Source organism: Kribbella sp. NPDC058693 (assembly GCF_042715335.1).
In the GTDB taxonomy this organism is placed as follows: domain Bacteria; phylum Actinomycetota; class Actinomycetes; order Propionibacteriales; family Kribbellaceae; genus Kribbella; species Kribbella jiaozuonensis.
Genome location: NZ_JBHXSQ010000005.1, coordinates 487,014 through 510,897 on the forward strand (window position 1 = coordinate 487,014; position 23,884 = coordinate 510,897).

At 68.6% G+C, this 23,884-nt stretch carries 24 protein-coding genes and 1 tRNA gene; 5 read left to right on the plus strand and 20 right to left on the minus strand.

Features of this window, described 5'->3' with window-relative positions:
- Positions 1–4: 4 nt before the first annotated feature.
- The 7 genes from ACFWUU_RS36585 to ACFWUU_RS36615 form a co-directional block, all read right to left on the minus strand.
- Positions 5–1,300, minus strand: a complete 1,296-nt coding sequence (locus ACFWUU_RS36585; protein ID WP_137259519.1) for a homoserine dehydrogenase — start codon at positions 1,298–1,300, stop codon at positions 5–7.
- A complete protein-coding gene (lysA, locus tag ACFWUU_RS36590; protein WP_380182723.1) occupies positions 1,297–2,700 on the minus strand; it encodes a diaminopimelate decarboxylase in 1,404 nt (467 codons plus the stop codon). The genes ACFWUU_RS36585 and lysA overlap by 4 nt, the downstream gene beginning before the upstream one ends.
- On the minus strand, positions 2,697–4,355 hold the full coding sequence (gene argS, locus ACFWUU_RS36595; protein ID WP_380182725.1) for an arginine--tRNA ligase: 1,659 nt from the start codon (positions 4,353–4,355) through the stop codon (positions 2,697–2,699). The genes lysA and argS overlap by 4 nt, the downstream gene beginning before the upstream one ends.
- A 64-nt stretch (positions 4,356–4,419) precedes the next feature.
- Positions 4,420–4,833 (minus strand): type II toxin-antitoxin system VapC family toxin, encoded by a 414-nt coding sequence (locus ACFWUU_RS36600; RefSeq protein WP_380182727.1) that lies wholly within the window; start codon positions 4,831–4,833, stop codon positions 4,420–4,422.
- Entirely contained in the window at positions 4,833–5,075 is a 243-nt protein-coding gene (locus ACFWUU_RS36605; RefSeq protein ID WP_233715220.1) for a plasmid stabilization protein, read from the minus strand. The genes ACFWUU_RS36600 and ACFWUU_RS36605 overlap by 1 nt, the downstream gene beginning before the upstream one ends.
- 54 nt (positions 5,076–5,129) lie before the next feature.
- Positions 5,130–5,657, minus strand: a complete 528-nt coding sequence (locus tag ACFWUU_RS36610) for a hypothetical protein (protein ID WP_380182729.1) — start codon at positions 5,655–5,657, stop codon at positions 5,130–5,132.
- Between the two features lie 43 nt (positions 5,658–5,700).
- Positions 5,701–5,886, minus strand: coding sequence for a PspC domain-containing protein (locus ACFWUU_RS36615; RefSeq protein ID WP_130448604.1), 186 nt, complete (start codon positions 5,884–5,886; stop codon positions 5,701–5,703).
- 180 nt (positions 5,887–6,066) lie between these two features.
- Here ACFWUU_RS36615 and ACFWUU_RS36620 point away from each other — a divergent pair.
- A tRNA-Arg gene (locus tag ACFWUU_RS36620) sits at positions 6,067–6,138 on the plus strand.
- 131 nt (positions 6,139–6,269) lie between these two features.
- On the opposite strand, the gene ACFWUU_RS36625 is transcribed toward ACFWUU_RS36620, so the two are convergent.
- From ACFWUU_RS36625 to ACFWUU_RS36640, 4 genes are read right to left on the minus strand one after another with little or no spacing between them, the layout of a single operon-like run.
- Positions 6,270–7,199 carry an SDR family NAD(P)-dependent oxidoreductase gene (locus tag ACFWUU_RS36625; RefSeq protein WP_380182731.1) on the minus strand — a complete coding sequence of 310 codons (930 nt, stop codon included), beginning with the start codon at positions 7,197–7,199 and terminating at the stop codon, positions 6,270–6,272.
- Positions 7,196–7,633, minus strand: a complete 438-nt coding sequence (locus ACFWUU_RS36630) for an SRPBCC family protein (protein WP_380182733.1) — start codon at positions 7,631–7,633, stop codon at positions 7,196–7,198. Before ACFWUU_RS36630 ends, ACFWUU_RS36625 begins: the two co-directional genes overlap by 4 nt.
- Positions 7,630–9,102, minus strand: coding sequence for an SDR family oxidoreductase (locus ACFWUU_RS36635; RefSeq protein ID WP_380182735.1), 1,473 nt, complete (start codon positions 9,100–9,102; stop codon positions 7,630–7,632). The genes ACFWUU_RS36630 and ACFWUU_RS36635 overlap by 4 nt, the downstream gene beginning before the upstream one ends.
- Positions 9,099–9,977 carry a MerR family transcriptional regulator gene (locus tag ACFWUU_RS36640; protein ID WP_380182737.1) on the minus strand — a complete coding sequence of 293 codons (879 nt, stop codon included), beginning with the start codon at positions 9,975–9,977 and terminating at the stop codon, positions 9,099–9,101. Before ACFWUU_RS36640 ends, ACFWUU_RS36635 begins: the two co-directional genes overlap by 4 nt.
- Positions 9,978–10,072: 95 nt before the next feature.
- Here ACFWUU_RS36640 and ACFWUU_RS36645 point away from each other — a divergent pair, with 95 nt between their 5' ends.
- Positions 10,073–11,320 (plus strand): NAD(P)/FAD-dependent oxidoreductase, encoded by a 1,248-nt coding sequence (locus ACFWUU_RS36645; protein ID WP_380182739.1) that lies wholly within the window; start codon positions 10,073–10,075, stop codon positions 11,318–11,320.
- The gene (locus ACFWUU_RS36650; protein WP_380182742.1) at positions 11,317–13,242 is read left to right on the plus strand and encodes a DUF1365 family protein; all 1,926 of its coding nucleotides are present in this window, start codon (positions 11,317–11,319) and stop codon (positions 13,240–13,242) included. Before ACFWUU_RS36645 ends, ACFWUU_RS36650 begins: the two co-directional genes overlap by 4 nt.
- On the opposite strand, the gene ACFWUU_RS36655 is transcribed toward ACFWUU_RS36650, so the two are convergent.
- Positions 13,184–14,044, minus strand: coding sequence for an AraC family transcriptional regulator N-terminal domain-containing protein (locus tag ACFWUU_RS36655; protein ID WP_380182745.1), 861 nt, complete (start codon positions 14,042–14,044; stop codon positions 13,184–13,186). The two genes, ACFWUU_RS36650 and ACFWUU_RS36655, sit on opposite strands and share 59 nt — an antisense overlap.
- Before the next feature lie 90 nt (positions 14,045–14,134).
- Between ACFWUU_RS36655 and ACFWUU_RS36660 the strand changes: the two genes are divergently transcribed.
- Positions 14,135–15,151 carry an aldo/keto reductase gene (locus tag ACFWUU_RS36660; RefSeq protein ID WP_380182747.1) on the plus strand — a complete coding sequence of 339 codons (1,017 nt, stop codon included), beginning with the start codon at positions 14,135–14,137 and terminating at the stop codon, positions 15,149–15,151.
- Here ACFWUU_RS36660 and ACFWUU_RS36665 read toward each other — a convergent pair.
- Positions 15,148–15,714 (minus strand): helix-turn-helix domain-containing protein, encoded by a 567-nt coding sequence (locus ACFWUU_RS36665; RefSeq protein ID WP_380182748.1) that lies wholly within the window; start codon positions 15,712–15,714, stop codon positions 15,148–15,150. The genes ACFWUU_RS36660 and ACFWUU_RS36665 overlap by 4 nt on opposite strands.
- 66 nt (positions 15,715–15,780) lie before the next feature.
- Here ACFWUU_RS36665 and ACFWUU_RS36670 point away from each other — a divergent pair, with 66 nt between their 5' ends.
- Positions 15,781–17,292 (plus strand): serine hydrolase domain-containing protein, encoded by a 1,512-nt coding sequence (locus ACFWUU_RS36670; protein ID WP_380182750.1) that lies wholly within the window; start codon positions 15,781–15,783, stop codon positions 17,290–17,292.
- Here ACFWUU_RS36670 and ACFWUU_RS36675 read toward each other — a convergent pair.
- The 7 genes from ACFWUU_RS36675 to ACFWUU_RS36705 all read right to left on the minus strand — a co-directional run bounded on the left by ACFWUU_RS36675 (position 17,289) and on the right by ACFWUU_RS36705 (position 23,869).
- The gene (locus ACFWUU_RS36675) at positions 17,289–18,086 is read right to left on the minus strand and encodes an alpha/beta fold hydrolase (protein WP_380182752.1); all 798 of its coding nucleotides are present in this window, start codon (positions 18,084–18,086) and stop codon (positions 17,289–17,291) included. The two genes, ACFWUU_RS36670 and ACFWUU_RS36675, sit on opposite strands and share 4 nt — an antisense overlap.
- A gap of 2 nt (positions 18,087–18,088) precedes the next feature.
- A complete protein-coding gene (locus ACFWUU_RS36680) occupies positions 18,089–18,340 on the minus strand; it encodes a DUF4242 domain-containing protein (RefSeq protein ID WP_380182754.1) in 252 nt (83 codons plus the stop codon).
- A 103-nt stretch (positions 18,341–18,443) separates the two neighbouring features.
- Complete coding sequence (locus tag ACFWUU_RS36685) at positions 18,444–20,978, minus strand: ATP-binding protein (RefSeq protein ID WP_380182756.1); 2,535 nt, start codon at positions 20,976–20,978, stop codon at positions 18,444–18,446.
- 337 nt (positions 20,979–21,315) lie between these two features.
- The gene (locus ACFWUU_RS36690) at positions 21,316–21,711 is read right to left on the minus strand and encodes a VOC family protein (RefSeq protein ID WP_380182758.1); all 396 of its coding nucleotides are present in this window, start codon (positions 21,709–21,711) and stop codon (positions 21,316–21,318) included.
- Positions 21,708–22,337 (minus strand): maleylpyruvate isomerase family mycothiol-dependent enzyme, encoded by a 630-nt coding sequence (locus ACFWUU_RS36695; protein ID WP_380182760.1) that lies wholly within the window; start codon positions 22,335–22,337, stop codon positions 21,708–21,710. The genes ACFWUU_RS36690 and ACFWUU_RS36695 overlap by 4 nt, the downstream gene beginning before the upstream one ends.
- Positions 22,338–22,355: 18 nt before the next feature.
- On the minus strand, positions 22,356–23,543 hold the full coding sequence (locus ACFWUU_RS36700) for an RNA polymerase sigma factor (protein ID WP_380182762.1): 1,188 nt from the start codon (positions 23,541–23,543) through the stop codon (positions 22,356–22,358).
- Positions 23,540–23,869 carry a YciI family protein gene (locus tag ACFWUU_RS36705; RefSeq protein ID WP_137259541.1) on the minus strand — a complete coding sequence of 110 codons (330 nt, stop codon included), beginning with the start codon at positions 23,867–23,869 and terminating at the stop codon, positions 23,540–23,542. Before ACFWUU_RS36705 ends, ACFWUU_RS36700 begins: the two co-directional genes overlap by 4 nt.
- Between the last annotated feature and the right edge of the window lie 15 nt (positions 23,870–23,884).

Here is a 23,884-nt window from a genome sequence, read left to right on the forward strand (position 1 = left end):
AGTTCTACTCGCCTTCCACCCGCATCACACTGCTGACTTCCCGAACGATGTCCATGTCGCGCAAGGCCTCCACGGTCGCGGACAACGCGGCGTCGGTCGCGGTGTGCGTGACCACCACCAGCTCCGCGTCACTGCCCCGGCCTTCCTGGCGGACGGTCTGGATCGACACGTCGTGCTCCGCGAAGGCCTGGGCCACCGCCGCCAGCACACCGGCCTTGTCGGCCACGTCCAGCGACACGTGGTAGCGGGTCATCGCGTCGCCCATCGGCCGCACGGCCCGCTGGGTGTACGACGACTCGCCGACACCCGGCACGCCCTTGAGCCGGTTGCGCGCGGCGGACACCAGATCCCCGAGGACTGCACTGGCCGTCGGGGCGCCGCCGGCACCACGACCATAGAACATCAGCCGCCCGGCTGCCTTGCTTTCCACGAAAACCGCGTTGTACGCGTCCCGAACACTGGCCAACGGATGGGTGACCGGGATCATCGCCGGATACACCCGTGCGCTGACCGAGTCGGTCGTCTCGTCGAGCTCGCAGATCGCCAGCGACTTCACCACGCAGCCCATCTCGCGGGCCGACGCGATATCGGTCGCGCTCACCTCGGTGATGCCCTCGCGGTGTACGTCGGCGATCGACACGCGGGTGTGGAACGCCAGGCTGGCAAGGAGTGCTGCCTTCGCGGCCGCGTCGAATCCCTCGATGTCCGCGGTCGGGTCGGCCTCGGCGTACCCGAGCGCCTGGGCCTCCTCGAGCGCCTCGTCGAAACCGGCGCCGGTGGTGTCCATCTTGTCGAGGATGTAGTTCGTGGTGCCGTTGACGATGCCCATCACCCGGATCACGTCGTCACCGGCGAGCGACTCGCGCAGTGGCCGCAGGATCGGGATCGCGCCGGCGACCGCGGCCTCGAAGTACAGGTCGCGCTGGTACTTCTCGGCGGCGGCGAACAGCGTCGGGCCGTCCTCGGCGAGCAGCGCCTTGTTGGCCGTGACGACCGAGGCGCCGTGCTCGAGCGCGGTCAGGATCAGGCTGCGAGCGGGCTCGAGGCCGCCGATCACCTCGATCACCAGATCCAGGTCGCCGCGCGACACCAGCGCCTGCGCGTCGGTGGTGATCAGTTCGGGGTCGACCGCGATGTCACGCGCGCGGCCGGGACGACGTACGGCGATGCCTGCGATCTCCAGGCGCGCGCCGACCCGGGCCGCGAGATGGTCCGCCTGCTCGGTCAGGATCCGCACCACCTCGGTGCCGACCACTCCGCAACCGAGCAGGCCCACCTTGAGCGGTTTGTTGTCGTTCATTCGGCCCCCATATCAAGGCGCAGCAGGTCGTCTTCGGTCTCACGGCGTACGACGACCCGCGTTCGACCGTCCTTGACCGCGATCACCGGTGGCCGCGGCACGTGGTTGTAGTTGCTCGCCATCGACCGGCAGTACGCGCCCGTCCCCGGCACCGCGATCAGGTCGCCGGGCTGCACGTCGGCCGGCAGGAACTCGTCCTTCACGACGATGTCGCCGGCCTCGCAGTGCTTCCCGACCACGCGGGCGAGGGTCGGCTCGGTGTCGGAGTACCGATTGGCGAGCGTGCAGGAGTAGTCGGCGTCGTACAGCGCGGCGCGGATGTTGTCGCTCATCCCGCCGTCGACCGACACGTATGTCCGCGCGGCGCCGGCGTCGAGCTCGACCTCCTTGACCGTGCCGACCGAGTACACCGTGCACATCGCCGGGCCGACGATCGCGCGCCCTGGCTCGATCGACACCTTGGGTACGTCGACCTCGAACGCGCGGCACTCGTGCTCGACGATCTTGCCCATCTCGGTTGCGAGCTGCGCCGGGTCGGACGGGTCGTCCTGGGTGGTGTAGGCGATCCCGAATCCGCCGCCGAGGTCGAGCTCCGGCATGTCGACGCCGAGCTCCTCGGAAACCCTTGCGTGCAAGGCGATCACGCGCTTCGCGGCGACCTCGAACCCGGACGAGTCGAAGATCTGCGAACCGATGTGCGAGTGCAGGCCGAGCAGCTCGAGCTCCGGCGCTTCGTTGACCCGGGCAACGGCTTCGAAGGCCGCACCGGAGGTGATCGAGAAGCCGAACTTCTGGTCTTCGTGCGCGGTCGCGATGTACTCGTGGGTGTGCGCCTCGACGCCCGCGGTCACCCGGATCATCACCGGCGCGACGACCTTGCGCTCCCCCGCCAGCTCGATCAGCCGGGAGATCTCGTACTGCGAGTCGACGATGATCCGCCCGACGCCGGCATCCAGCGCGCGGGCCAGCTCGGACTCGGACTTGTTGTTGCCGTGGAACCCCAACCGCTTCGGGTCGGCACCGGCCCGGAGCGCGACCGCGAGCTCGCCCCCGCTGCAGATGTCGAGGTTCAGGCCCTCTTCCATCACCCAGCGGACGATCGTCGTACTGAGAAAGGCCTTGCCCGCGTAGTAGACGTCGAAATCCTTGAAGGCGTGCTTGAACGCGCGCGCCCGGGCCCGGAAATCGTCCTCGTCCAGCACGTACGCCGGGCTGCCGTGCTCGGCGACCAGGTCGCGCAGGTCGACACCGCCGACCTCGAGCGCGCCGTCACCGTTCTTCTTCGCGGTGTTCGACCACAGCGAAGTAACCAGGTCGTTGGGGTCCCGCGGCGCGCGCAGCCACGGCGGAGCCTTGTGGCCGATGTCGGCGTGCAGCGCGCCCGCCTCGTGCGCCCTCACATCCGCTCCGGTGCGGAGACGCCGAGCAGGTCGAGCCCGTTGGCGATCACGGTCCGGGTTGCGGAGACCAGGGTCAGGCGGGCCTTGTGCACCGGCTCGACCTCCTCGTCGCCGCGCGGCAGCACGCGGCAGCTGTCGTAGAACTTGTGGAACGCCGACGCCGTGTCCTCCAGGTACCGCGCGATCCGGTGCGGCTCGCGCAGCTCGGCGGCGGTGGCGACGATGCGCGGGAACTCGGCCAGCGCGCGGAGCAGGTCGCCCTCGCGCTCGTGGCTGAGCAGGCCCGGGTCGAACTCGTCCAGCTTGATGCCGAGCTCGTCCGCGTTGCGCAGGATCGAGGCCAGCCGGGCATGCGCGTACTGCACGTAGTACACCGGGTTCTCGCTGGCCTGGCGGGTCATCTCCTCGATGTCCAGGGTCAGCGGGGAATCGGTCGGGTAGCGGCAGAGCGTGTAGCGCAGGGCGTCGACGCCGCCCTCCTCGACCAGCTCGGCGAGCGTGACGATCGTGCCGGCCCGCTTGGACAGCTTCATCTCCTCGCCGCCCTTGAGGATCTTCACCAGCTGGCCGATCAGGATCTCGATGTTGTGCTCGGGGTCGTCGCCGGCGCAGGCCGCGATCGCCTTCAGCCGGTTCACGTAGCCGTGGTGGTCGGCGCCGAGCATGTACACACAGGTCTCGAAACCGCGCTCGCGCTTGTTCACGTAGTACGCCGCGTCGGAGGCGAAGTACGTCGGCTCGCCGTTCGAGCGGATCAGCACGCGGTCCTTGTCGTCGCTGAAGTCGGTGGTCCGCATCCACAGCGCGTCGTCCGCGTCGTACAGATGGCCCTGCTCGCGGAGCTTCTGGATCGCGTGGCCGACCCCGTCCTGCTCGTGCAGGCTGCGCTCGGAGAACCAGACGTCGAACTTCGTCCGGAAATGCTCGAGCTGGGACTGCTGCTCCTTGAGCTGGCGCTCGTACCCCGCCTCGCGGAACGCGATCTGCTGCTCGTCGTCCGGCAGCTCGGTGATCCCCGGCACCTCGGCGACGATCTGCTTGGCCAGGTCGAGGATGTACTCCCCGTGGTACCCGTCCTCGGGGATCGGCTCGCCGTGCGCCGCGGCCTTCAGGCTGGCGCCGAACTTGTCCATCTGGGCGCCGCGGTCGTTGATGTAGAACTCGCGGGTGACGCTCGCGCCGGCCGCGGACAGCACCCGGGCGAGCGCGTCGCCGACGGCGGCCCAGCGGGTGTGGCCGAGGTGCAGCGGGCCGGTCGGGTTGGCCGAGATGAACTCGAGGTTGACCGTGCGGCCCTGGAGGCTGTCGCTCGTCCCGTACTGCGCACCCGCGTCGAGGATCGACTGCGCGATCTTGCCCTGGGCATCGGCGGCGACCCGGAGGTTGATGAACCCCGGCCCGGCGATCTCCACCGCGGTGATCGCGTCGTCGTCCCGGAGCCGGGCGGCAAGCAGCTCGGCGAACTGCCGCGGATTCATCCCGGCGCGCTTGCCGAGCTGCATCGCGACGTTGGTGGCGTAGTCCCCGTGCTCGGGGTTCTTGGGCCGCTCGACCTTCAGCTCGCGCGGCAGCCCACCCTCGACGGTGATGGCACCATCGTCGGCGAGCGCGGCCAGGGCCTGCAGGATCTTCTCAGCGAGCTGTTCCGGAGTCACCGCCTCAGCCTAATGGCCCACCCCCCAAACCCTTGACTCGCTATCCACAGCCCGGTACGCGGGGTCACTCCCAGGGGTTGACGAGCCGGATCCCCGTCCCGGCGAAGTCCTTGGTGTTCCGCGTCGCCAAGGTCGCATCCGCAATCCGGCAGATCGCGGCGATCTTCGCGTCGGCGTCGTCGATCGGCAACCCGGCTTTGAACCGGCCGACGACCACCTGCGGATAGAGCACAGCTGCCACCACGTCGAACGGCAGGACGGTGGCGGAGAACGCGGTGAAGGCCTCGCCCGCGGCCTCCGCCATCCGCGTTTTGCGTCGGCCGTCCGGCATCTGCTCGATCCCCAGCCGGATCTCGGCCACAGTGATTGCGGTCGTGTACATGCCGTATTCCTTGTGCGCCAAGGCCCAGCTCAGAACCGTTTCATCCGGCGTCGCCTTCATCAGCTCTGAAACGACGTTGGTGTCGAACACGATCATCAGTCGAATTCCACGATCCTCGGGGCGCTGTTCCGCGGCGGAATGTCGAGGTCGACGCCGCCGAGCTCGGCGAACCGCTCGTGCAGTGCCATCAGAAGGTTCTTGGGCTCGTCCTCGCCGACAGCATCGATGAGGATGGCTCGCACCTCGGCCTCCATCGACCGGCCGTGCCGTGCGGCTCGGACCCGCAGCCGCTGCTTGACGTGATCATCCAGATTTCGCACCGTGATCGCTGCCATCATCGACCACCTCCTCTGCATCCGATGCTAGCAGGAGATGCCGGAAATGATTGCACTTCAGTGACGCACTGTGATGGCAACCTTCGCTTTCGGAGTCAGCGGGGTGTCCCAGGCAGCGGGTTGGCCGTTGACGGTGATCTTCAGGTTCTTGCAGGCGTTGGTGAGGCAGGTGGCGTTGTACTTGAGGCCCCAGAGGGTGAAGAACTGGGCGAGGGTGGGGTGGTCGGAGGTGGTTTTGGATTCGACCCAGACCAGGCCGTCGGTAGTGTGGGTATGGACGGCGGCCTGTTCGGCGCGGAGTTTGTCGATGCCGATGCCGGCCGGGACCTCGACCGGTCTGCCGTCGACGGTGACTGCGATGGTCACGGTGTACGGCGAGGGGCCGGAGAAGTCGAGTGGGAGGCGTTCGAAGCCTGCCTTGTCGATGTACGAGACCGCGTCCCGCGGGGCGTCCCAGGGCGGCGCGCTGGTCCGCAGTACGGCGGGAGCGGGTTGGGCGGGTCCGACCTGGCAGCCGCCCACCACGCTGCTCGTAAGCAGGAGGGCGGCCGCCGTTACGGCCGTTCGCCAGCTGCCTGCTCTCATGCAGAGCAGGTTGCCATGCGGCGCGGCGTACGCCGTCGGAGGGTCAGCGCTCCGACGGCATCAGCACCCACAGCACGATGTAGATCAGGAACTGCGGGCCGGGCAGGAGGCAACTGACCACGAAGATCAGGCGCATCGTGTTGGACGAGATACCGAACCGGCGAGCGAGTCCGGAACAGACACCGCCGATCCAGCGATCATTTGACGGGCGGACCAGAGAGCTTGCCATGAGTACCGTTTTCCTTTCCACCGTTGAGCCTTTACAACCACTATGACGGTGCCAGTACCCGATCCGATCCCGCCGCACCGGTGTTCCAGGGTCCACTCAGGGGTCCCCCGTACGACGATCGACACGGTCCCCAATTCGGGAAACGGGTGAACTTCCTGCTACTGTTCTGCACGTTCCTGAGCCCCCGTAGCTCAGGGGATAGAGCACCGCCCTCCGGAGGCGGGTGCGCAGGTTCGAATCCTGCCGGGGGCGCGACCGATCTGGCCGATCCTTGTGTGCAGAAAGCGCGCACGCGGATCGGCCGCCGTGTTTTCCGGGGGTGCAACCCCCGGTCCCCGCCCGGCGGGGCTTCGCCCCCCGGACCCCCTCGGTGGTCGCCTTCGTCAGTCGCTGAGCCCGGCTGCTGTTCGGCAGTAGGACCACATCTTGAGGCGGTCTGCTTCGGTGTCCTGGGTTCGGGTGAGGTAGTGGGTGGGGCGGATGTCTCGGTCGTGCCAGAAGTGGCCGGTGGGTAGGGCGTGGGTTGTTGCTGTTAGCCAGATGGTGGTGTCGGCTCCTTCGGCGGGGGTGCGGAGGAGGGGGCTGGTGAGTTTGGTGAAGAGTGGGAGTGAGCTGGTCAGGCCCGGTGTGGTGGACCAGCCGGGGTGCATGGTGGCTACGAAGGTGGGGGCCAGGTGGGTGGCCAGGAGTGGGGTCAGGGCTACCTGGATGCGTTTGGAGCGGGCGTAGGCGGTCGCACCCCGGTAGGTGCCGTTGCGGTACTCCGGGTCGTCGGTCGGCAGCTGCTGCGTGTACATGCCTCCGGACGCGACGAGGATGACGCGACCGTTCAGCAGCAGGGGTTTCAGGAGCTCTGTCAGGAGTAGCGGGCCGAGGACGTGGGTGGCCAGCGTGAGTTCGTGGCCCTGGGGCGACTCGGTGCGTTTCGGTGGCATGACGCCGGCGTTGTGGATGAGCGCGTGGATCGGCTCGGTCAGTCGGCCGGCGTAGCGGCGTACGGCGTCCAGGTCGGAGATGTCGCACTCGTCGACGACGAACGTGGCGCCCGGGACCTCACCACGCAGATCCGCCACTGCGTCCGCTGCCTTGGCCGCGTCACGCACCACCAGCCGCACGGTGGCGCCCAGCCCGGCCAGCCCGGATGCGGTCGCTTTGCCGAGTCCGCTGCGCGCACCGGTGACCACAACGGTCTTACCTTGCAGGGCGCCGCGTTCAGGGTCGTTGTCCGGCCAACCACGGCTGCGGAACAGGTAGCCGAGTTTGCTGTAGCCCGGAATGACAGTCCGGTCCAGGAGCGTATCCAGCGTGCTCATGCCGCCAACTTCCCCAGCGCGTCGCGCAGACCTTGCTCGGCTTCCTCGCCGAGGCGGTCGAACGGCCTGCGGAAGAACGGTTCGGCCAAGCGGGCCAGACCTTTGAGCTGGAACTCCGCGCGATAGATGACCCGGGTGATGTGCGCGTCGATGCGGAACGACATGGTGTCGTGAGCAACGACCGTGCGGTTCTCACCCCGCAGGACGATGCGGTCCGGCCGGATGTACTCCACCACCTCGTAGATCAGCTCGGTCTCCCGACCGGAGAAGCGCGAGGTGTTGCGGTACGTCGTACCGATGCCGCCGTCCCCCTGCAACAACTCGGTCCGGACCGTACCCGGGTCCCACTCCTCCGTGGTGGTGAAATCGGCCAAGTAGTCGAAGACTCGTTCCGGGGTGGCGGCAACGGCTACTTCGCGTTCGATGACGATCATCGGGTCTCCTCGGCTCGTTCGGCGGCGTGCGCGATGTTGCGTTGCATGCCGCCGAAGACGACGTCGTGGAACGGCCGGATGGCCGCCCAGTACAGCTCCCCCGGCAGACCCCGTGGATGGAACAGCGCGCGCTGCCGGAACAGCGTGCGCCCGTGCTCGTCGGTTCCCGCCCGCAGCTCGAGCCAGGCCTCACCCGGCAGGCGCATCTCGGCCCGCAGCCGCAGCAGCCGGCCGCGCTCGAGCGTCTCGACCCGCCACCAGTCGAGCGGATCACCGACCGACAACGTGTCCGGATGCAACCGCCCGCGCCGCAGTCCGGGCCCGCCGACGATCCGGTCGAGCAGTCCGCGGGTCCACCAGCCGAGGCGCCACGAGTACCAGCCACGGTGACCGCCGATGCCCTCGATGACCTTCCAGAGCCGCTCCGGTGGCGCGTCGACCGCATAGTCGCGTTCGTCGACGTACAGCGAGCCGCCAGACCAGTCCGGATCGCTCGGCAGCGGATCGCTCGGCGCACCCGGTGTGGAGGCAGACGCCCACGACGTACTCACGTCGAGGTCCTGCACCTTCTTCAGTGCAAGCGCGACGGCGCGGTCGAACCCGATCCCGCCGCTCCGACGCGGCCCGACGTACCTGTCGATGTCGTGGTCCTTGCAGACCACCTCGTGCACCAGGCTGTCGACCAGCGGCCGTGCGATGCCGGTCGGCACCGGCGTGACCAGACCGACCCAGTGACTGGACAGTCTCGGCGTCAGCAGCGGCACCGTCCGGATCCGGCGCGGACGCAGGCCCGCCACGGCGGCGTACCGCTGCATCATCGCGCGGTACGTCAGCACGTCCGGCCCGCCGATGTCGAAGCCGCGGTTCACGTCGGTCGGCATCCGGGCTGACCCGACGAGGTAGTGCAGTACGTCGCGAACCGCGATCGGCTGGATCCGCGTATCCAGCCAGCGCGGCGTGATCATCACTGGCAACCGCTCGGTCAGATAGCGCAGCATCTCGAACGACGCGGACCCCGAGCCGATGATCACCGCCGCCTGCAGCACCGTCGTCGGTACGCCGCTCGCGAGCAGGATCTCCCCCACCTCACGACGAGAGCCGAGATGCGGCGACAGCTCTTCGTTGTCCGGGTGCAGACCGCCCAGGTAGACGATCCGCCCGACGCCGGACTCGCGGCAGGCCGCACCGAACGCCAACGCCGTACGCCGATCACGCTCCTCGAACCGTCGACCGGCCCCCATCGAGTGGATCAGGTAGTACGCGACGTCGACGCAATCCAGTGCTCTGGTCAGCACGACCGGGTCGGACGCGTCACCCTCGACCACGTCGATCCGGGACCGCCACGGACGCGTGTCGAGCCGCTGCGGGTTCCGGGCCAGGACGCGGACGTCGTACCCGGCTGCAAGCAGTTCCGGCACCAGCCGACCGCCGATGTAGCCAGTAGCTCCGGTCACGAGGACGCGGGTCATCGGTCTGCCCACTGCTCGGCGGCGGTCACCGGGTCGGAGTCGACGTACTGCGCGCCGACGGCGCCCGCGAGCTCACTGGACGCTCCAGGCCCAGCCAGAGCGACGGACCAGTCGCGCGACAGCTGAGTCAGGTCGGACTGCACTCGCTCGAACTTCTGGGGATCAGAGGACGACAGCATCACCACATCCGGCTGCAGCACCGTGGCGGCGTGTTCGATATCGACCATCGGCGAGTCGGAGCCCAGGTAGATCACCCGCCAGCCGGACCGGCGCAGTACCAGTCCGAACGACAGCAGCGCGATGTCGTGGAGCTCACCGGGCGGGCAGGCCAGCAATGCCCGCGGGCCCTGGCCCCCACCCCACCCAGGGGCCAGGCCCGCCAGCCGGGACCGGATGAGGTTGCTGGCGAAATGCTCCTGTCCGACAGTCACCTCACCGCGGTCCCACCGGTCACCCAGCTCGTGCAGGTAAGGAATCAGCACGTCCCGGATGACAGCCTCGATGGTCAGCGCTCCGAACAGCTCGTCCAGCACGTGGTGCGCCGCCCGCTCGTCCAAGTCGTCCAAAGCCGATCTGAGACCGGCTGCACCCCCGGCCTCCGCCTTGCGTACGGAGGCCGGGTCGGCAGCCACGGTCGAGCGTTCTGCGAGTACTGCGCGAGCCGCCTCGGCCGCGGACAGCCCCTGCGCGAGGAACGCGCGCATGCGTTGCACACGGCGTACGTCGCTCTCGGAGTACAGCCGGTAACCGCCGGACGACCGCGTCGGCGTCAGCAGCCCGTACCTGGTCTCCCAGGCACGGAGGACGTGCTCACTGACACCGGCGCGTTTGCTCAACGCGCCGATCCGTAGACCGCTCGGCACCGAAGTCTCCACAGGGACACTATACAAACTCTAGACACACCTTTGACGAAGTCAAGCTAATCTGCCTAGTCTCTAGACAGACCTTAGACAAACGTGAGGGACCACCGATGCGAGAGACCGTGGCGGTGGTCGGCGCCGGAGTGTCCGGGCTGACCGCCGCATATCTACTGACCCCCAGGGACGACGTGACGCTGTTCGAGGCCGAGCCGCGGCTGGGCGGGCACGCCCACACCCACGACATCACCGACCCCGCCGGCCGTCCGCTCGCGATCGACACCGGCTTCATCGTGCACAACGCCCGTACCTATCCCCTGCTGCGTCGCCTGTTCGCAGAGCTGGGTGTCCTGACTCGGCCGACCGAGATGAGCATGAGTATCAGCGACCCGGCCAGCGGCCTGGAGTTCGCCGGCGGCCGCGGGCTGACCGGGGTCTTCGCCCAGAGCCGCCGCCTGTCGGATCCGCGCTTCCTCCGCCTGCTGACCGAGGTACGCCGCTTCCACCGCCGCGCGACCGCCTACATCGAGCGGACCGGCGATGACGATCTCGCGACCTTCGGCGAGTTCCTTGAGGCCGAGCGCTTCAGCCCGGCCTTCGTCCGTTTGTACGCCGTCCCGGTCGTCTCCTGCGTCTGGTCCTGCGGCGGCGGCTCGGCGCTGAGCTACCCGGCGCGCTATCTGTTCCGCTTCCTGGACCACCACGGCATGCTCTCGGTCAGCGGCTCGCCGGAATGGCTGACCGTCACCGGCGGCTCCCGGCAGTACGTCGATGCGCTCGCCGGCCGGCTGGACGCAGTACGGACGGCTCTCCCGGTCCGGACCGTCAACCGCCATCCCGATGGCGTCGCCTTGACCGTTGCCGACGGCAACACGATGGACTTCGACCGGGTCGTGCTGGCGACGCATGCGGACCAAGCGCTCGACCTGCTCACGGATGCGATGCCGGCGGAGAAGACGGTGCTCGGCCAGTTCGAGTACAGCCGCAACGAGACCGTCCTGCACACCGACTCGTCGTTGCTTCCGACAACGAAGAACGCCCGTGCCAGCTGGAACTACGTCGTCCGCGGCGACGCACCGCTCACGACGTACTGGATGAACCGGCTGCAGGGCCTCGAGACCGACGAGACGTACCTGGTCACGCTGAACGACTCCGGGGCCGTCGATCCGGCGAAGGTGATCGCGCGGATGGAGTACGAGCACCCGATCTACACCCCGAAGGCGGTCGCCGCGCAGAGCAAGCTGGCGGCGCTGAACACCGGCCGGATCGCGTTCGCGGGGGCGTACCACGGCTGGGGCTTCCATGAGGACGGCTGCCGCGCCGGGGTCGCGGCGGCGGAGTCCTTCGGGGTGCGCTGGTGACGATCGTCGGTGAGATCCCCACCCTCCCGGCGGTCGTCACCGGCTTCGTCCGGCATGCGCGGTCGATCCCGATCCGGCACGCGTTCCGGCACCGGGTCTACCAGTGGCTCGTCGATCTCGACGACCTGCCCAGGCTGCCGTGGTACCTGCGGCCGCTCGGCGGGTTCGACGTACGCGATCATCTGGGCGGCGACGGTCCGACGATCAAGGCCGGAGTACGCCGCTACCTGGCCGAGCAGGGCATCGAGTACGACGGCCGGATCGTGATGCTGGCCAACGCCCGCGTCCTCGGCCATGTCTTCGACCCGATCACCGTGTTCTGGTGCGTCGACAGCCCGTACGTCGTCGCCGAGGTGCACAACACGTACGGCGAGCGGCACGCCTACCTGCTCACACCGGACGCGGAAGGCACTGCCGAGACGGCAAAGAAGTTCTACGTCTCGCCGTTCAACGACGTGTCGGGCGACTACCAGCTCCGGTTCGAGCTCGATCGCAGCCGGGTACGGGTCCAGGTCAGTCTGTCACGCGGCCACCACAGAGTGTTCGGCGCGAGCTTCGACGGCGTACCGCGACCCGCTACCCGCCGAGCGGTGCTCGCGGCCGCCGTACGAATGCCACTGATGCCACAGCGGGTGTCGGCGCTGATCCGGATGCACGGGGTGTGGTTGTGGGCCCGGCGCCTCCCCGTCGTCAAGCGGTCACCGACGCTGCGTGGGCGAGCTGCGCGGTCGATCGTCGACCGCATCCTCGATCGGGTGCCGGTCCGCGCGGTCTACCCGGACGGAACCGTCCACGGCTGCGGTGGACCCGACGCTCCGACCCTGCAGCTCGACCGGCCGGACTCGATGTTCGAACGGCTCGCGGAGAACCCGAAGATCGGCCTCGGCGAGGCCTACACCGCAGGTGACTGGTCTGCTGCAGCTGGGACAGACCTCGGCGAACTGCTGACTCCGTTCGCTGAACGCCTCACCAAGCTGGTCCCCCGTCCGCTGGTCCGCTTCCGCACTCTCGTCGACCAGCGCGTCCCCGACCGGTTGCGCAACACCCCAGACGGTGCCCGCAGCAACATCAGTGCGCACTACGACCTCAGCAACGGCTTGTTCGCTGCGTTCCTCGACTCCGGGATGTCCTACAGCTCAGCCATGTTCGAGAGCCCCGAGGACTCACTGGAGGACGCACAGACCCGCAAGGTCGAGCACATCCTCGACCTGGCCGGCGTACGGCGTGGCAGTCGCGTGCTCGAGATCGGTATCGGCTGGGGCACGCTCGCCATCGCCGCCGCACGCCGCGGCGCCCGCGTCACCGGCATCACGTTGTCCAGGGAGCAGCTGACGCTCGCCCGCGAACGCGTCGCCGACGCCGGGCTGAGTGATCGCGTCGACCTGCGGCTGCAGGACTACCGCGCGGTGACCGGCTCGTACGACGCGATCGTCAGCGTGGAGATGATCGAGGCCGTCGGCGAGGAGTTCTGGCCCGAGTACTTCGGCACCCTGGACCGGCTGCTGGCGCCCGGCGGATCCGTTGCACTGCAGGCGATTCTGATGGACCACAACCGGATGCTCGCGACCCGGAACTCGTACAGCTGGATCCAGAAGTACATCTTCCCGGGCGGTCTGATCCCGTCCCGGACCGCGATCGACGAGACGCTGGCGCACCACACCGCCCTGGCGGTGCAGGCCGATCTTCGCTTCGGTCCGGACTACGCCGAGACCCTGCGCCGCTGGCGACGGCAGTTCATCGCGAACTGGCCGGCCGTCCGCGCGCAGGGGTTCGATGAGACCTTCCGGCGTACCTGGGAGTTCTACCTCGCGTACAGCGAAGCCGGCTTCGCGTCCGGCTATCTCGACGTCGGCCAACTGCTGCTCAGGCGGTCCGATCCTCGCCCGGAGTCCGGCCGAACGCCTGCTGGTAGGTCCGCGTGAAGTGGGCCGCGCTGGTGTAACCGACCCGGAAGCCGACTTCGGCCGCGGTGAGGGACTGGGTGCGAAGCAGGATCCTGGCCTCCTGCAGACGGATCTGTTTCTGGAACTGGATCGGTGTCATCGAGGTCGCCGCCAGGAAGTGGCGGTGGAAGGTCGAGGCGCTCATGCCGGCCAGGTCGGCGAGGTCTGCGACCAGGAGTGGCTCGTTGTGGTGATTGCGGATCCAGCTGATCGCTCGCGAGATGTGCGCGAGCATCCCGTCGGCCAGACCGATCTGCCGGACCAGTCCGCCCTGTTCACCGGTCAGCAGCCGCCAGAGAATCTCCCGCCGGATCCCGGGCGCAAGCACGCGTACGTCGTCGGGCCGGTCCGCGATCCGCAACAGCCGTACGACGGGATCGAGCAAGTCAGGTGTCGCGTCGCTCACCACGAGACCGGCGTACTGCGGCTTCCGTTCCGGGGCGTCGAGCAGCAGCGGCGCGATCTCGACCGGGTCGAGTCGCAGGCTGACCACGGCGAACGGTTCGTCCGCGCTGGCCTTCAACGCCTGGCCGACCACTGGCAGATCCAGCGAGGTGACGAGGAACTGGCCGACGCCGTACTCGTAGGGGACGCCGTTGAGCAGCGTCAGTTTGACGCCTGAGGCAACGATCGCGACCGACGGCTGTGCGATGCCCGCGGTCAGCTCGGTCGGTTCGTCGCGCCGGCTGATCTGCACCCCGTCGATCAGCTGCACGCTGGTCCCACGTTGGCCGACCGCGTGCCGAATGATCAGGGTCCGGAGTTCGTCGAGCAGGTCCACCTCTCCAGTGGAGCGACTTCGGCAGGATCGCGCAAGCCGGTGCCAGGATGAGGCTCACGCCCGGACGTCGCGCGGTGCTCTGATGGAGGCATGAATCGCAGAATCCTCGGCGCCACCGGCATTTCCGTCAGCGACCTCGCCCTCGGCGCGATGATGTTCGGCGCGATGGGCAACCCCGACCACGAAGACTCGGTCCGGATCATCCACCGCGCCCTCGACGCCGGTATCAACCTGATCGACACCGCCGACGTCTACTCGGCCGGCGAGTCCGAGGAGATCGTCGGTACGGCGATCCGCGGCCGGCGCGACGACGTCGTACTGGCGAGCAAGTTCGGCCTGCCGATGGGCGCGGACCCGAACCAGCGCGGCGCCTCCCGCCGCTGGATCAGGCAGGCGGTCGAGAACAGCCTGCGTCGGCTCGGCACCGATCACCTTGACCTGTACCAGCTGCACCGTCCGGATCACGACACCGATGCCGGCGAGACGTTGTCCGCGTTGACGGAGCTGGTCCAGGCGGGGAAGATCCTCGCGTTCGGTTCGTCGATGTTCCCGGCCGAGACCATCGTCGAGGCGCAGTGGACGGCGGAGCGTCGCGGCACCCACCGGTTCGTCACCGAGCAGACCATGTACTCGATCCTGACCCGCCGGCCGGAGGCGTCGGTGTTCCCGGTGGCTCAGCGGCACAATCTCGGCGTACTGACGTTCGGGCCGCTCAACGGCGGCTGGCTCTCCGGCCGGGCGAACCAGGCGTCGTCGCACCGGGCGTCGACGCGGCCGTCCAGCTACGACCCGAGTACGCCGACCGGTCAGGCGAAGACCGCGGCCGTCACCAAGCTCGCCGCGCTCGCCGCCGAGGTCGGGGTGACGCTCCCCCAGCTCGCGATCGCGTTCGTCCGGGCGCACCCGGCGGTCACCTCCGTCCTGATCGGCCCGCGTACACAGGACCATCTCGACAGCCTGTTCCCGGCCGCCGAGCTCGAGCTGACCGGCGACGTCCTCGACCAGATTGACGAGATCGTTGCACCAGGCACCGAACTCGACCCGGCCGACAACTACGCGGCCACCCCGCCCGCGATCGAGCACGCCTACCTCCGTCGCCGCTCCTAGACGTCGGGAAGCGCGACCAGCGACAGCACAACCCGATCCTTGCCGGGCGCCTCCTGCAGATGCGGCTCGAGGACGGCGTTGATGCCCTCGCGGATCGCGTCCAGGTCCGCGGCGTCGACGTACACAGCGAGTTGGCTGTAGCCGAGCTGCGCCAGCCGGGTCTCCAGGTCGCCGCGTTCGACGGCGCGGTCGAAGTCCGCGGCCAGGCCGGTGAGCATCATCAGGAACGCCTGGCGGTGCTGCTCCGGCGTCATCGCGCGCGCCTCACGTTCGTCGATCCGGCCGACCTTGGTCTGGTCCAGGCTCAGCGTGCGTTCCGTCGTACCGCGGACCTTCCGCTCGCGGACCACGGTCAGGAACCCGGCGTCGATCAGTACGGCGACGTGGCGGTACAGCGACGTACTCGGTACGTCGGGGAGGTCGCGCTTGAGGTCGGTCGTGGTCAGCTCGCGGCCGAGGACGCGCTGGACGATCCGCCAGCGGATCGGGTGCAGGAGCAGGTCCGACACCGGAGTGGATGACTCGTCCATCAGGGTCGCTCCAGGGTTCTCACGGGTCTCCATTGGTACCAAGTTTGGTAATAATAGCGTGAACGGAAGCATTTCCCCGTCGCCCAAGGAGAACGTGCTGTGTCGCTCACCCGTCGTACCGTGCTCAAGTCCGCCGCTGCCGCTGTGCCGGTCGCCGCGCTGTCTTCTCTGCCCGCATCAGCCACCGCCACAACCACGCGTGAACCGGTCGCGATCGGGCGGCTGGCCGACAAGATCGAGGCGGGGATGGCGAAGTACGCGATCCCCGGTGTCGGTCTCGGCGTCTGGCATCGCGGTCGCGAGTATGTCCGCGGCTTCGGGGTCACCAGCGTCGACACCAACGAGCCGGTGTCCGGCGACACCGTGTTCCGGATCGGCTCGACCACCAAGACGTTCACCGCGACCGCGATCATGCGGCTCGTCGAACGCGGGCGGGTCAGTCTGGATCGGCCGGTGCGCGCGTACCTGCCTGATTTCCAGACGGCCGACCCATCCGTTGCCGCGCGGGTCACTGTGCGCCAGCTGCTCAACCACACCGCCGGCTGGCAGGGCGACTACCTTCAGGACTACGGCGAGGGCGAGGACGCGCTGGCGAAGTACGTCGCCGGTATGGCGAAGGTCCCGCAGCTGACGGCGCTCGGGAAGGTGTTCGCGTACAACAACGCCTCGCTCGGAGTGGCCGGCCGGATCATCGAGGTAGTGACCGGCAAGCCGTACGAGCTGGCTGCGCGCGAGCTCGTGGTCGATCCGCTTGGTCTCGACCACAGCCGCTTCTTCCGGAGCGAGCTGGGCGGATTCAGCGTCGCCGCCTCGCACAACATCGTGGACGGCAAGGCGGTGGTTGAGCCGACGTTCGATGCGATTCCACGCAGCCTGCAGTCGATCGGTGGACTCATCTCGAGCGCCCGCGACCAGCTGCGGTACGCGCGGTACCACCTGGGGCACCGCGGTCTCCCCCACCTGCTCAGCGACCGCAGCCGGTTGGCGATGCAGTCACACCCAGGTCCCGGCGGCACGCTGTTCGTCGAGCTGAACGGTGTGGGCGTCAGCTGGATGCTGCGTCCCACTGCGCAGGGTCCGACGGTCGTGCAGCACGGCGGCGACTGGTCCGGTCAGCACTCCGGCTTCCTGTTCGTACCGCAGCGGGACTTCGCCATCACGCTGCTGACGAACTCCGAGAGCGGTCCGTTGCTGGTGGCCGAGTTGTTCGCGGACGACTGGGCCTTGCAGGAGTTCGCCGGCGTCAACAACCTTCCCGCCGTACCGCGTGAGCTGCCGCCGCGCCGGCTCGCGGAGTACGAAGGCACGTATGTCTCGCAGCAGATCGGTCTCGACGGCAAGCCGGAGGACCTGGCCCTCGACGTGACCGCTGACAACGGCTCATTGGTCGCAGGGGCGGGTGGGCAGGCCTTGCTCCGTCTCGCCTTCTACCGCAAGGACTACGTCCTCGCCCTGAACCCGGACGGCACGCAGACCCACACCCGCGCCAACTTCGTCCGCGGCACGGCCGGCCAAGTGGAGTGGTTCAGGTACGGCGGACGCCTGTTCCGTCACCACCCCACTGGGACCGTGCAGACCACCGCCCGCGCAGCCAACCTCCACCTGCTCTAGACCACCGTCGGGACCCGGCGTGCCGTGGCCATGATCAGGTCGGCCACGGCGCGCGGGTCGTCGCTCATCGGCACGTGGCCGCAGCCGGGCAACAGCTCGAGCCGAGCGCCAAGCGGGAGTTGCTCGACGTGGCGTGAGCGACGCCGGAGCAGGAGATCCCGCGTGCCGAAGGCAACCGTGATCGGCACCTCCGGACCCGGCTGAGCCAGGTAGTGCCGATTGCGGCTGGCCTCGAGGGTGGCGTCGAATCCGGGACCAGCCGCCATGTCCCACACCATCTCCCGGGCCAGCTCGGGATTCATCCGGAACGGCCGGCCGATGACCTGGCGCATCACGAGCGCACGGCCGAACTTGTGGTTCACCAGCCGCGACACAGGTTCGGCCCAGTGGTACGCGAGCCACCTCGTCGCCCGCAGACTGAGCCGGTTGTACGTCGGCGTACCCCACGGCCACAGGCCCGCCGGGGAGATCAGCACGAGCGAGGCGGTCGGCCGGACCTCGGCCAACTCGAGCGCGACCCACCCGCCGAGCGAGTTCCCGGCGACGGCCGGCGCAATGATGCCGAGGGCATCGAGAAAGCCGGCGACCTCATCCGCGAGCGCGGCCGGATGCGGTTCCACCTCTGGGTCCAGCGGCGGCGACTCCCCGAAGCCGGGAAGGTCGACAGCGATGACGTCGAAGTGTTCAGCCAGTGCGTCGATCACCGGAGACCACACCCGGCGCGACGACCCGATGCCGTGCAGCAGCACCAGCGGCGGTCCGGTTCCGGTTCGCTCAAAAGCAAGTCCGGTCATCGTCAGGCACCTTCCTGGACCTGGAAGATCTCGTCCGCGACCAGACCGTGCGCTTCGCGGTGCACCGTCGACGCCGCCTCGGCCGACGGGGCCTCGACCAGGCAGAACACCTTGCCGTGCGGCTCGTTCACCCAGTACCGCAGGTAACTCACCTCGTACCCGGCTTCGGTCTGCAGATCGGCGGCGTGCGCCTTGGCGACGTCCTCGGCCGAGACGCCGTCGGTGAGGTGGTGGATGTCCATGTACAGCGGCATGATTCGCTCTCTTCCGTTCGTTGATTCGTTTCCGCAACGAACGTAGGGCGACGCCTGTGGTCGAGAGATCGGTAGTGACTGCCCAGGTTCTACGGGTGGCGACCTAGTTTTCGAGCAGGCCGCGGCGGCGCGCCTCGGCTTCGACCAGCGTTCGCGATCCGACGCCGAGCTTGGCGAGGACGGCTGCGACATGGTGCTCGACGGTGCGCGGGGAGATCACCAGTTGCGCGGAGATGGTCGCGTTCGACTGGCCGGCCGCGACCAGCGTCATCACCTCGCGCTCGCGGCGGGTCATGCCGGCTGCGTCGGAGCGGGTGGACTGATGGGCGCCGGAAGGGATGCCGCGCAGGCCGAGCCGGCGCATCCGTCGACGGGTCAGCATCGCGGCGGCGGGCGCCCCGCCGGTGTCGAAGCGGCTCAGGGCTTCCCGCATCCCTTGCTCTGAACCGGAATCGAGGAGGGCCAGCGCCGCGTCGTACGAGCTGCCGATGCCGTCCCAGAGTTCGGCGGCTCTTTCGAAGTCCCCGCTGATCAAGCGTGCGTGGGGCTCCGGGAGCCTGGTCGGCGTGACGGTGACGTCGAGACGCGCCTGCCAGGTCGCGAGCTGGCCCTGGATCCAATCGTGGGCGCGGTCGATGTGGTTGCTTCCGACGGCGATGTCCTCCAGCGCCTTGTCAGGATTTCCGGCCAGCCAGTGTGCCTCCGCCCGCGCGCAGCGGGTCAGGCCGATGAGGTCGGGACGCCCGGTCGCGTCGGCGCTGGTCACCGCTTCGTCCAGGTACGGCCACGGGTCGCCGTCGCCGCGTCGGGCCAGGATCCGGCCGAGCACGATCGCAGCCGAGAGCCGGTTGAGCGGCGATGCGCCGCTCGCGAGAACCTCCCGGCACACGTCGACGGCCTCGTCCCATCGGCCGACTCCGAGCAGGATCTCGCCCAAGGTTGCGCGCAGCGAGAGCCCGAGCCGGATCATGCCGGTCTCCTCGCAGAAGGCGGCGCCCTGCGCGTAGTACGACTCCGCTTCGGCGTAGCGGCCGAAGTCGCAGAGCGCGGTACTCAGGTTCGCGTAGGCACGGGCGGTCTGCTCGCGGGATCCCTGGTCGATCGCGATCTCCAGTGCGCTGGTCATCAAAGGCATCCAGTCCGCGCCGGACATCCACGCGACCACTGCTGCGGTGTTCGCGACTTCGCTGCGGAGGTCTCGGAGGTCTCCCGCCTGGCGGAGCAACGCCGTGGCTGCCTCGATCTCGCCGTAGTGGCTCTGCAGCTGCGCCAGATGCGCGTAGGCACGCTCAGGCGTCGTACCGACTTCAACAGCCGCGACGGCGAGCTGCATCGATTCCGGTCCGCGGCACAGGCGCCACATGGTCGCGGACAACGCGCGCATCGCATCGCTCTGGCGGGGTGGATCGGCGATCGCGGTCCAGAGGTCCAGCGCTCGCTGGCCGGCGTCGAGTGCGAGCTCCCAGCGTTCGACCACCGACGCCTCGGTGGCCAGCCGGGAGTACAGGTCGGCCGCCGTTCGCGGCTCGACCTGGTCGGCGAAACGCAACGCTGCCTGGAAGTGCTCGACGGCTTCCCGGTGTGCGCCCAGCTCAGCGGCCCGCTCCCCCGCTGCCGGTGCATAGCGCAGTACGGCGTCCCGGTCTCCCGCACCGTCTGCGTGAGAGGCCAGCACGGCCTCGTCGGCGCCTGCGCGCTCCAAAGCGGCGAGGAGCAGCGCGTGGATCGCCGCCTTGCGATACACCGGGATCTCGCTCTCGACGGCCCGCCGGTTGAGCTCGTGCCGGAACCGCAGCGATCGCGACTCGCTGACCAGCGCACCGACCACGACAAGCTCGTCGAGATCGCGAACCGGAGTGTCCAACGACTCGAGCAGACCCACATCAACGCGGTATCCAGCGACGGCGACGACATCGAGCACAGCCCGCGCCGACTCGCTCAGCCGCGCGACCCGAGCCAGTACGGCGTCCCGCGCGGAGGCGGGCAACTCGCTCGCGGACTGCACGATCTCCTGGACGAAGAACGCGTTCCCGCCGCTCAGCCGGTAGACGTCCTCGGCCGCAAGCCCGGAGCCGGCGGCAAGCGTCGCGACCGCCCCCGCCGACAATGCGGGCACGGTCACCCGACGCGTCGCGCGTTCGGCGGCGAGCCCGCCCAGGGCGATGCGCAGCGCCTCGTCGGACCGGATCGCGTCGTCGCGAAAGGTGACGAGCAGCAACGATCGCGTCGTACGGATGCGTCGGCCGAGGAACCGCACCAGGTCGAGCGTGGATTCGTCCGCCCAGTGCAGATCCTCGATCGCGACGACGACCGGCGTACCCGGAGCGGACAGACGACGCAGCAGTACGGCGAACAGCTCGTCGCGCCCCGCGTCGCGGTTGCACGCCTCGAGCAGTTCACCGCCCAGCTGCTCGGCGATCTCGAACAACGGGCCGAGCGGCCGGGGAGTGATCAGGCCGTCACAGGTCCCGCCGACCCAGCTGACCTCGTCCAGGTTCTCCCGAAGCTGCTCCAGCAAGGCGGTCTTCCCGGCGCCGGCCTCGCCCGAGATGAGTACCACCCGTCCCTCGCCGGCCCGGGCCTGTGCCGCGTACTGCGACAACGCCTCCAGAGCGCTGTCGCGCTCGAGCAAGAGCATGAGGCCAGTGTGGGACCGGTTCAGACCACCGTAAACAGCCTGCCCGGGAATGGGTGACGCCCTACGAAAGGTAGGTGGATCGCCCGCCGAGATAGGCATCGGATGCCGATTCGCACCGCTGTGCCTCTGCCTGACGCTCATTCGAAGGAGCGGTCGTCGCTCCAGTCAGTTACGGAGGAACTCATGCATCCCTACATCGGCAAGGCACTCGCCGAAGCCCATCAGAACGAGCTGCTGCGGCAGGCCGAGCAGCATCGCCTCGCCCGTTCGGCGCGGTCCGGTCGGCAGTCCTGGCTCAGTCGACGGCTCCAGGCGCTGCGAGCAAGACGCATCCGGCCTACGGCAGCTCCCAGTGTGCTTCGGCCATCCAGAGATGCCCGTCTGGGTCGGTGAACGTCGCCATGTACGCCCACGGTTGGCGGACTGGTTCGGTGACCATCGTGGCGCCGGCCTTCAGTGCCTGAGCGGCCAGCGCGTCGACGGCCTCCTCGGTGTCGACGCTCACGGTGAGGATGCACTCGCTCTGCCCGCGCGGAGCGGCGGGTTGGTCGCCGAGGACCCAGCCGAACCCACCGGTCGGGATGAGCATCAGGCGTACGCCGTCCGCCAGGGCGAACTGCAGGGGCTCGGGGATGCCGTCCTCGTCCAGCTCACCTACTGGTGTCAGGCCGAGTGCCTCCTGGTAGAAGGCGTACGAGCGGGGCCGGTCCTCGATCGGGAGGCTGATGATCATCGGGTTACTCCTGCGGTGAATCGGGCGGCGTCGGAGCCGGACAAGTGGTTCGGTGGGAGGGTACGGCCGCAGAGCACCAGCAGGAGGTCCTGGGCGGCGCCGGTGAGCGGTGTGCCGGTGCCGTAGGTCCAGTCGAGGTCGGTGGCCTGCAGTTGGATGCCGGTGAGGTCGACGCCGAAGTACTTGACCTGGCGTGGGTTCATGTCGTCGAGAATGTAGTGCAGTCGCTCCGCGGGGACCTGGCGATCGATGCCTAGTGCAACGGTCACGTCGAGGCCGTGGATGACGTCGTGGGACAGGGCGCCCACGTAGCCCCCGCCTGGTGGCTTCCACGGGTGGTTGACGTTCTGGCGCAGGCAATCGACCAGCTCTGCCGATGACAGCTGACTAGCGTCGGCGCGGGCCTGGCGATCGGCGTACCGGTCGAACTTGCCGCCGGCTCGGATCATCCCGGCGAGGAACCGTGGCATCGAGATGCGGTACGGCATGGTGATGTGGGCAACCAGCTCGCGCACCCGCCACTCCTTGCACAGCGTGGACCTGTCCCAGTCGTCCTCCGGCAGCCCGGCCAGCACCTCCGCCAGCTCGGTGCGCTCGGCCGCGACCGCAGTTCTGATATCCGTCATACCCCACCGACGAACGTCTCAGGTCCGCACAGACACCTCTCGCAATCTTTTCTGCAGATACAGCCGCTCCGCGTCCGTGGTCGCGAGTTCGAGGGCCTCTTCGTACGCCGTCTTCGCCTCCGGCCAGCGTTCCAGGCGGCGGAGGAAGTCGGCGCGGGTGGCTGGGAGGAGGTGGTAGCCGGCCAGCGGGCCTTCGGCGAGCTCCTCGACTAGGCGTAGGCCTACGGCTGGGCCGTCTGCCATGCCGATGGCTACTGCGCGGTTGAGGGTGACGACCGGAGTCTGTGGGAGCTGGGCGTACAGGGCGGCGATCTGGGGCCAGTCTGTGTCGGCTGCGGTGTGGGCAGTCGCGTGGCAGGCGGCGATGGCGGCCTGGACCTGGTACGGGCCTGGAGCTCCACGGTCGAGTGCGGAGTCCAGCAGGTCGACGCCCTCCTTGATCTGGCTGTGGTCCCAGCGGGTGCGGTCCTGGTCATCGAGGGTGATGAGCGCGCCGTCCTCAGCAAGCCGCGTGTCTCGTCGCGCGTCATGCAGCAGCATCAGAGCGAGGAGTCCTGCAGCCTCGTGCTCCGATGGCATCAGCTGGACGAGCAGTCTGGCCAGTCTGATCGCTTCACCGCTCAGATTGGTTCGGACGACGTCGGAGTACCCCTCGTTGAAGAGCAGATACAGAACCGCGAGTACGGCGGGCGTCCGCTGCGGGAGCAGATGCGCCGGCGGGACGCGGTACGGGATGCCGGCGTGCTGGATCTTCTGCTTGGCGCGGGTCAGTCGCTTGGACATGGTCGTTTCCGGGACCAGGAACGCCCGCGCGATCTCCGCAGTACTCAGACCGGCCAGTGTGCGCAGCGTCAACGCGACCCGCGCCTCCATAGCCAGTGCGGGGTGGCAGCAGGTGAACATCAGCCGCAGCCTGTCGTCCGGTACGTCGTACGGCGGATCCGCGTCGTACGCGATGGCCGCGACCTCACGCAGCTTGGCGGCACCCACTGACTCACGGCGTATCCAGTCGATCGCACGGTTGCGTGCGGTCGTGGTCAGCCAGGCACCGGGCCGGTCCGGTACGCCGTCGACCGGCCACCGCTGCAGCGCCGCTGCGAACGCCTCCTGGGCGCACTCCTCCGCCAGCTCCCAGTCGCCGGTCACCCGGATCAGGGTGGCGACAACCTGGCCCCACTCCTGCCGGTAGATGTCCTCCAACGTCACACCGGCGGCTCCAGCACCGGACGGATCTCGATCGTGCCGTAGCCGGCCGCAGGGTGTTTGGACGCGATCTCGATCGCCTCGTCCAGGTCGGCGCAGTCGATCAGCACGAAACCGCCGATCTGCTCCTTCGTCTCCGCGAACGGCCCGTCGGTGAGCAGAAGCTCGTCGTCACGCACCCGCACCGTGGTCGCCTCATGCGGCGGCCTAAGCCCCGCGCCGCCTGCCACCACGCCCCGGGCCTCCATCTCCTCCGTCCAACCGCCGCACCCGGCGTCGGCGTACTCGGTCGCGGAGGCGTCTCCACAGATCATCAGCAGGTACTTCACCCAGCCATCGTCGCA

Excerpts from the sequence above, each read along its gene's own strand:
- ACFWUU_RS36680 (WP_380182754.1), bottom strand. The coding sequence starts at position 18,340 with ATGCCGCTGTACATGGACATCCACCACCTCACCGACGGCGTCTCGGCC.
- ACFWUU_RS36610 (WP_380182729.1), bottom strand. The coding sequence starts at position 5,657 with ATGAGAGCAGGCAGCTGGCGAACGGCCGTAACGGCGGCCGCCCTCCTG.
- ACFWUU_RS36615 (WP_130448604.1), bottom strand. The coding sequence starts at position 5,886 with ATGGCAAGCTCTCTGGTCCGCCCGTCAAATGATCGCTGGATCGGCGGT.
- ACFWUU_RS36635 (WP_380182735.1), bottom strand. The coding sequence starts at position 9,102 with ATGACCCGCGTCCTCGTGACCGGAGCTACTGGCTACATCGGCGGTCGG.
- ACFWUU_RS36660 (WP_380182747.1), top strand. The coding sequence starts at position 14,135 with ATGAATCGCAGAATCCTCGGCGCCACCGGCATTTCCGTCAGCGACCTC.
- ACFWUU_RS36685 (WP_380182756.1), bottom strand. The coding sequence starts at position 20,978 with ATGCTCTTGCTCGAGCGCGACAGCGCTCTGGAGGCGTTGTCGCAGTAC.
- ACFWUU_RS36605 (WP_233715220.1), bottom strand. The coding sequence starts at position 5,075 with ATGATGGCAGCGATCACGGTGCGAAATCTGGATGATCACGTCAAGCAG.
- ACFWUU_RS36695 (WP_380182760.1), bottom strand. The coding sequence starts at position 22,337 with ATGACGGATATCAGAACTGCGGTCGCGGCCGAGCGCACCGAGCTGGCG.
- ACFWUU_RS36585 (WP_137259519.1), bottom strand. The coding sequence starts at position 1,300 with ATGAACGACAACAAACCGCTCAAGGTGGGCCTGCTCGGTTGCGGAGTG.
- ACFWUU_RS36600 (WP_380182727.1), bottom strand. The coding sequence starts at position 4,833 with ATGATCGTGTTCGACACCAACGTCGTTTCAGAGCTGATGAAGGCGACG.
- ACFWUU_RS36625 (WP_380182731.1), bottom strand. The coding sequence starts at position 7,199 with ATGAGCACGCTGGATACGCTCCTGGACCGGACTGTCATTCCGGGCTAC.
- ACFWUU_RS36665 (WP_380182748.1), bottom strand. The coding sequence starts at position 15,714 with ATGGAGACCCGTGAGAACCCTGGAGCGACCCTGATGGACGAGTCATCC.
- ACFWUU_RS36630 (WP_380182733.1), bottom strand. The coding sequence starts at position 7,633 with ATGATCGTCATCGAACGCGAAGTAGCCGTTGCCGCCACCCCGGAACGA.
- ACFWUU_RS36690 (WP_380182758.1), bottom strand. The coding sequence starts at position 21,711 with ATGATCATCAGCCTCCCGATCGAGGACCGGCCCCGCTCGTACGCCTTC.
- ACFWUU_RS36645 (WP_380182739.1), top strand. The coding sequence starts at position 10,073 with ATGCGAGAGACCGTGGCGGTGGTCGGCGCCGGAGTGTCCGGGCTGACC.
- ACFWUU_RS36675 (WP_380182752.1), bottom strand. The coding sequence starts at position 18,086 with ATGACCGGACTTGCTTTTGAGCGAACCGGAACCGGACCGCCGCTGGTG.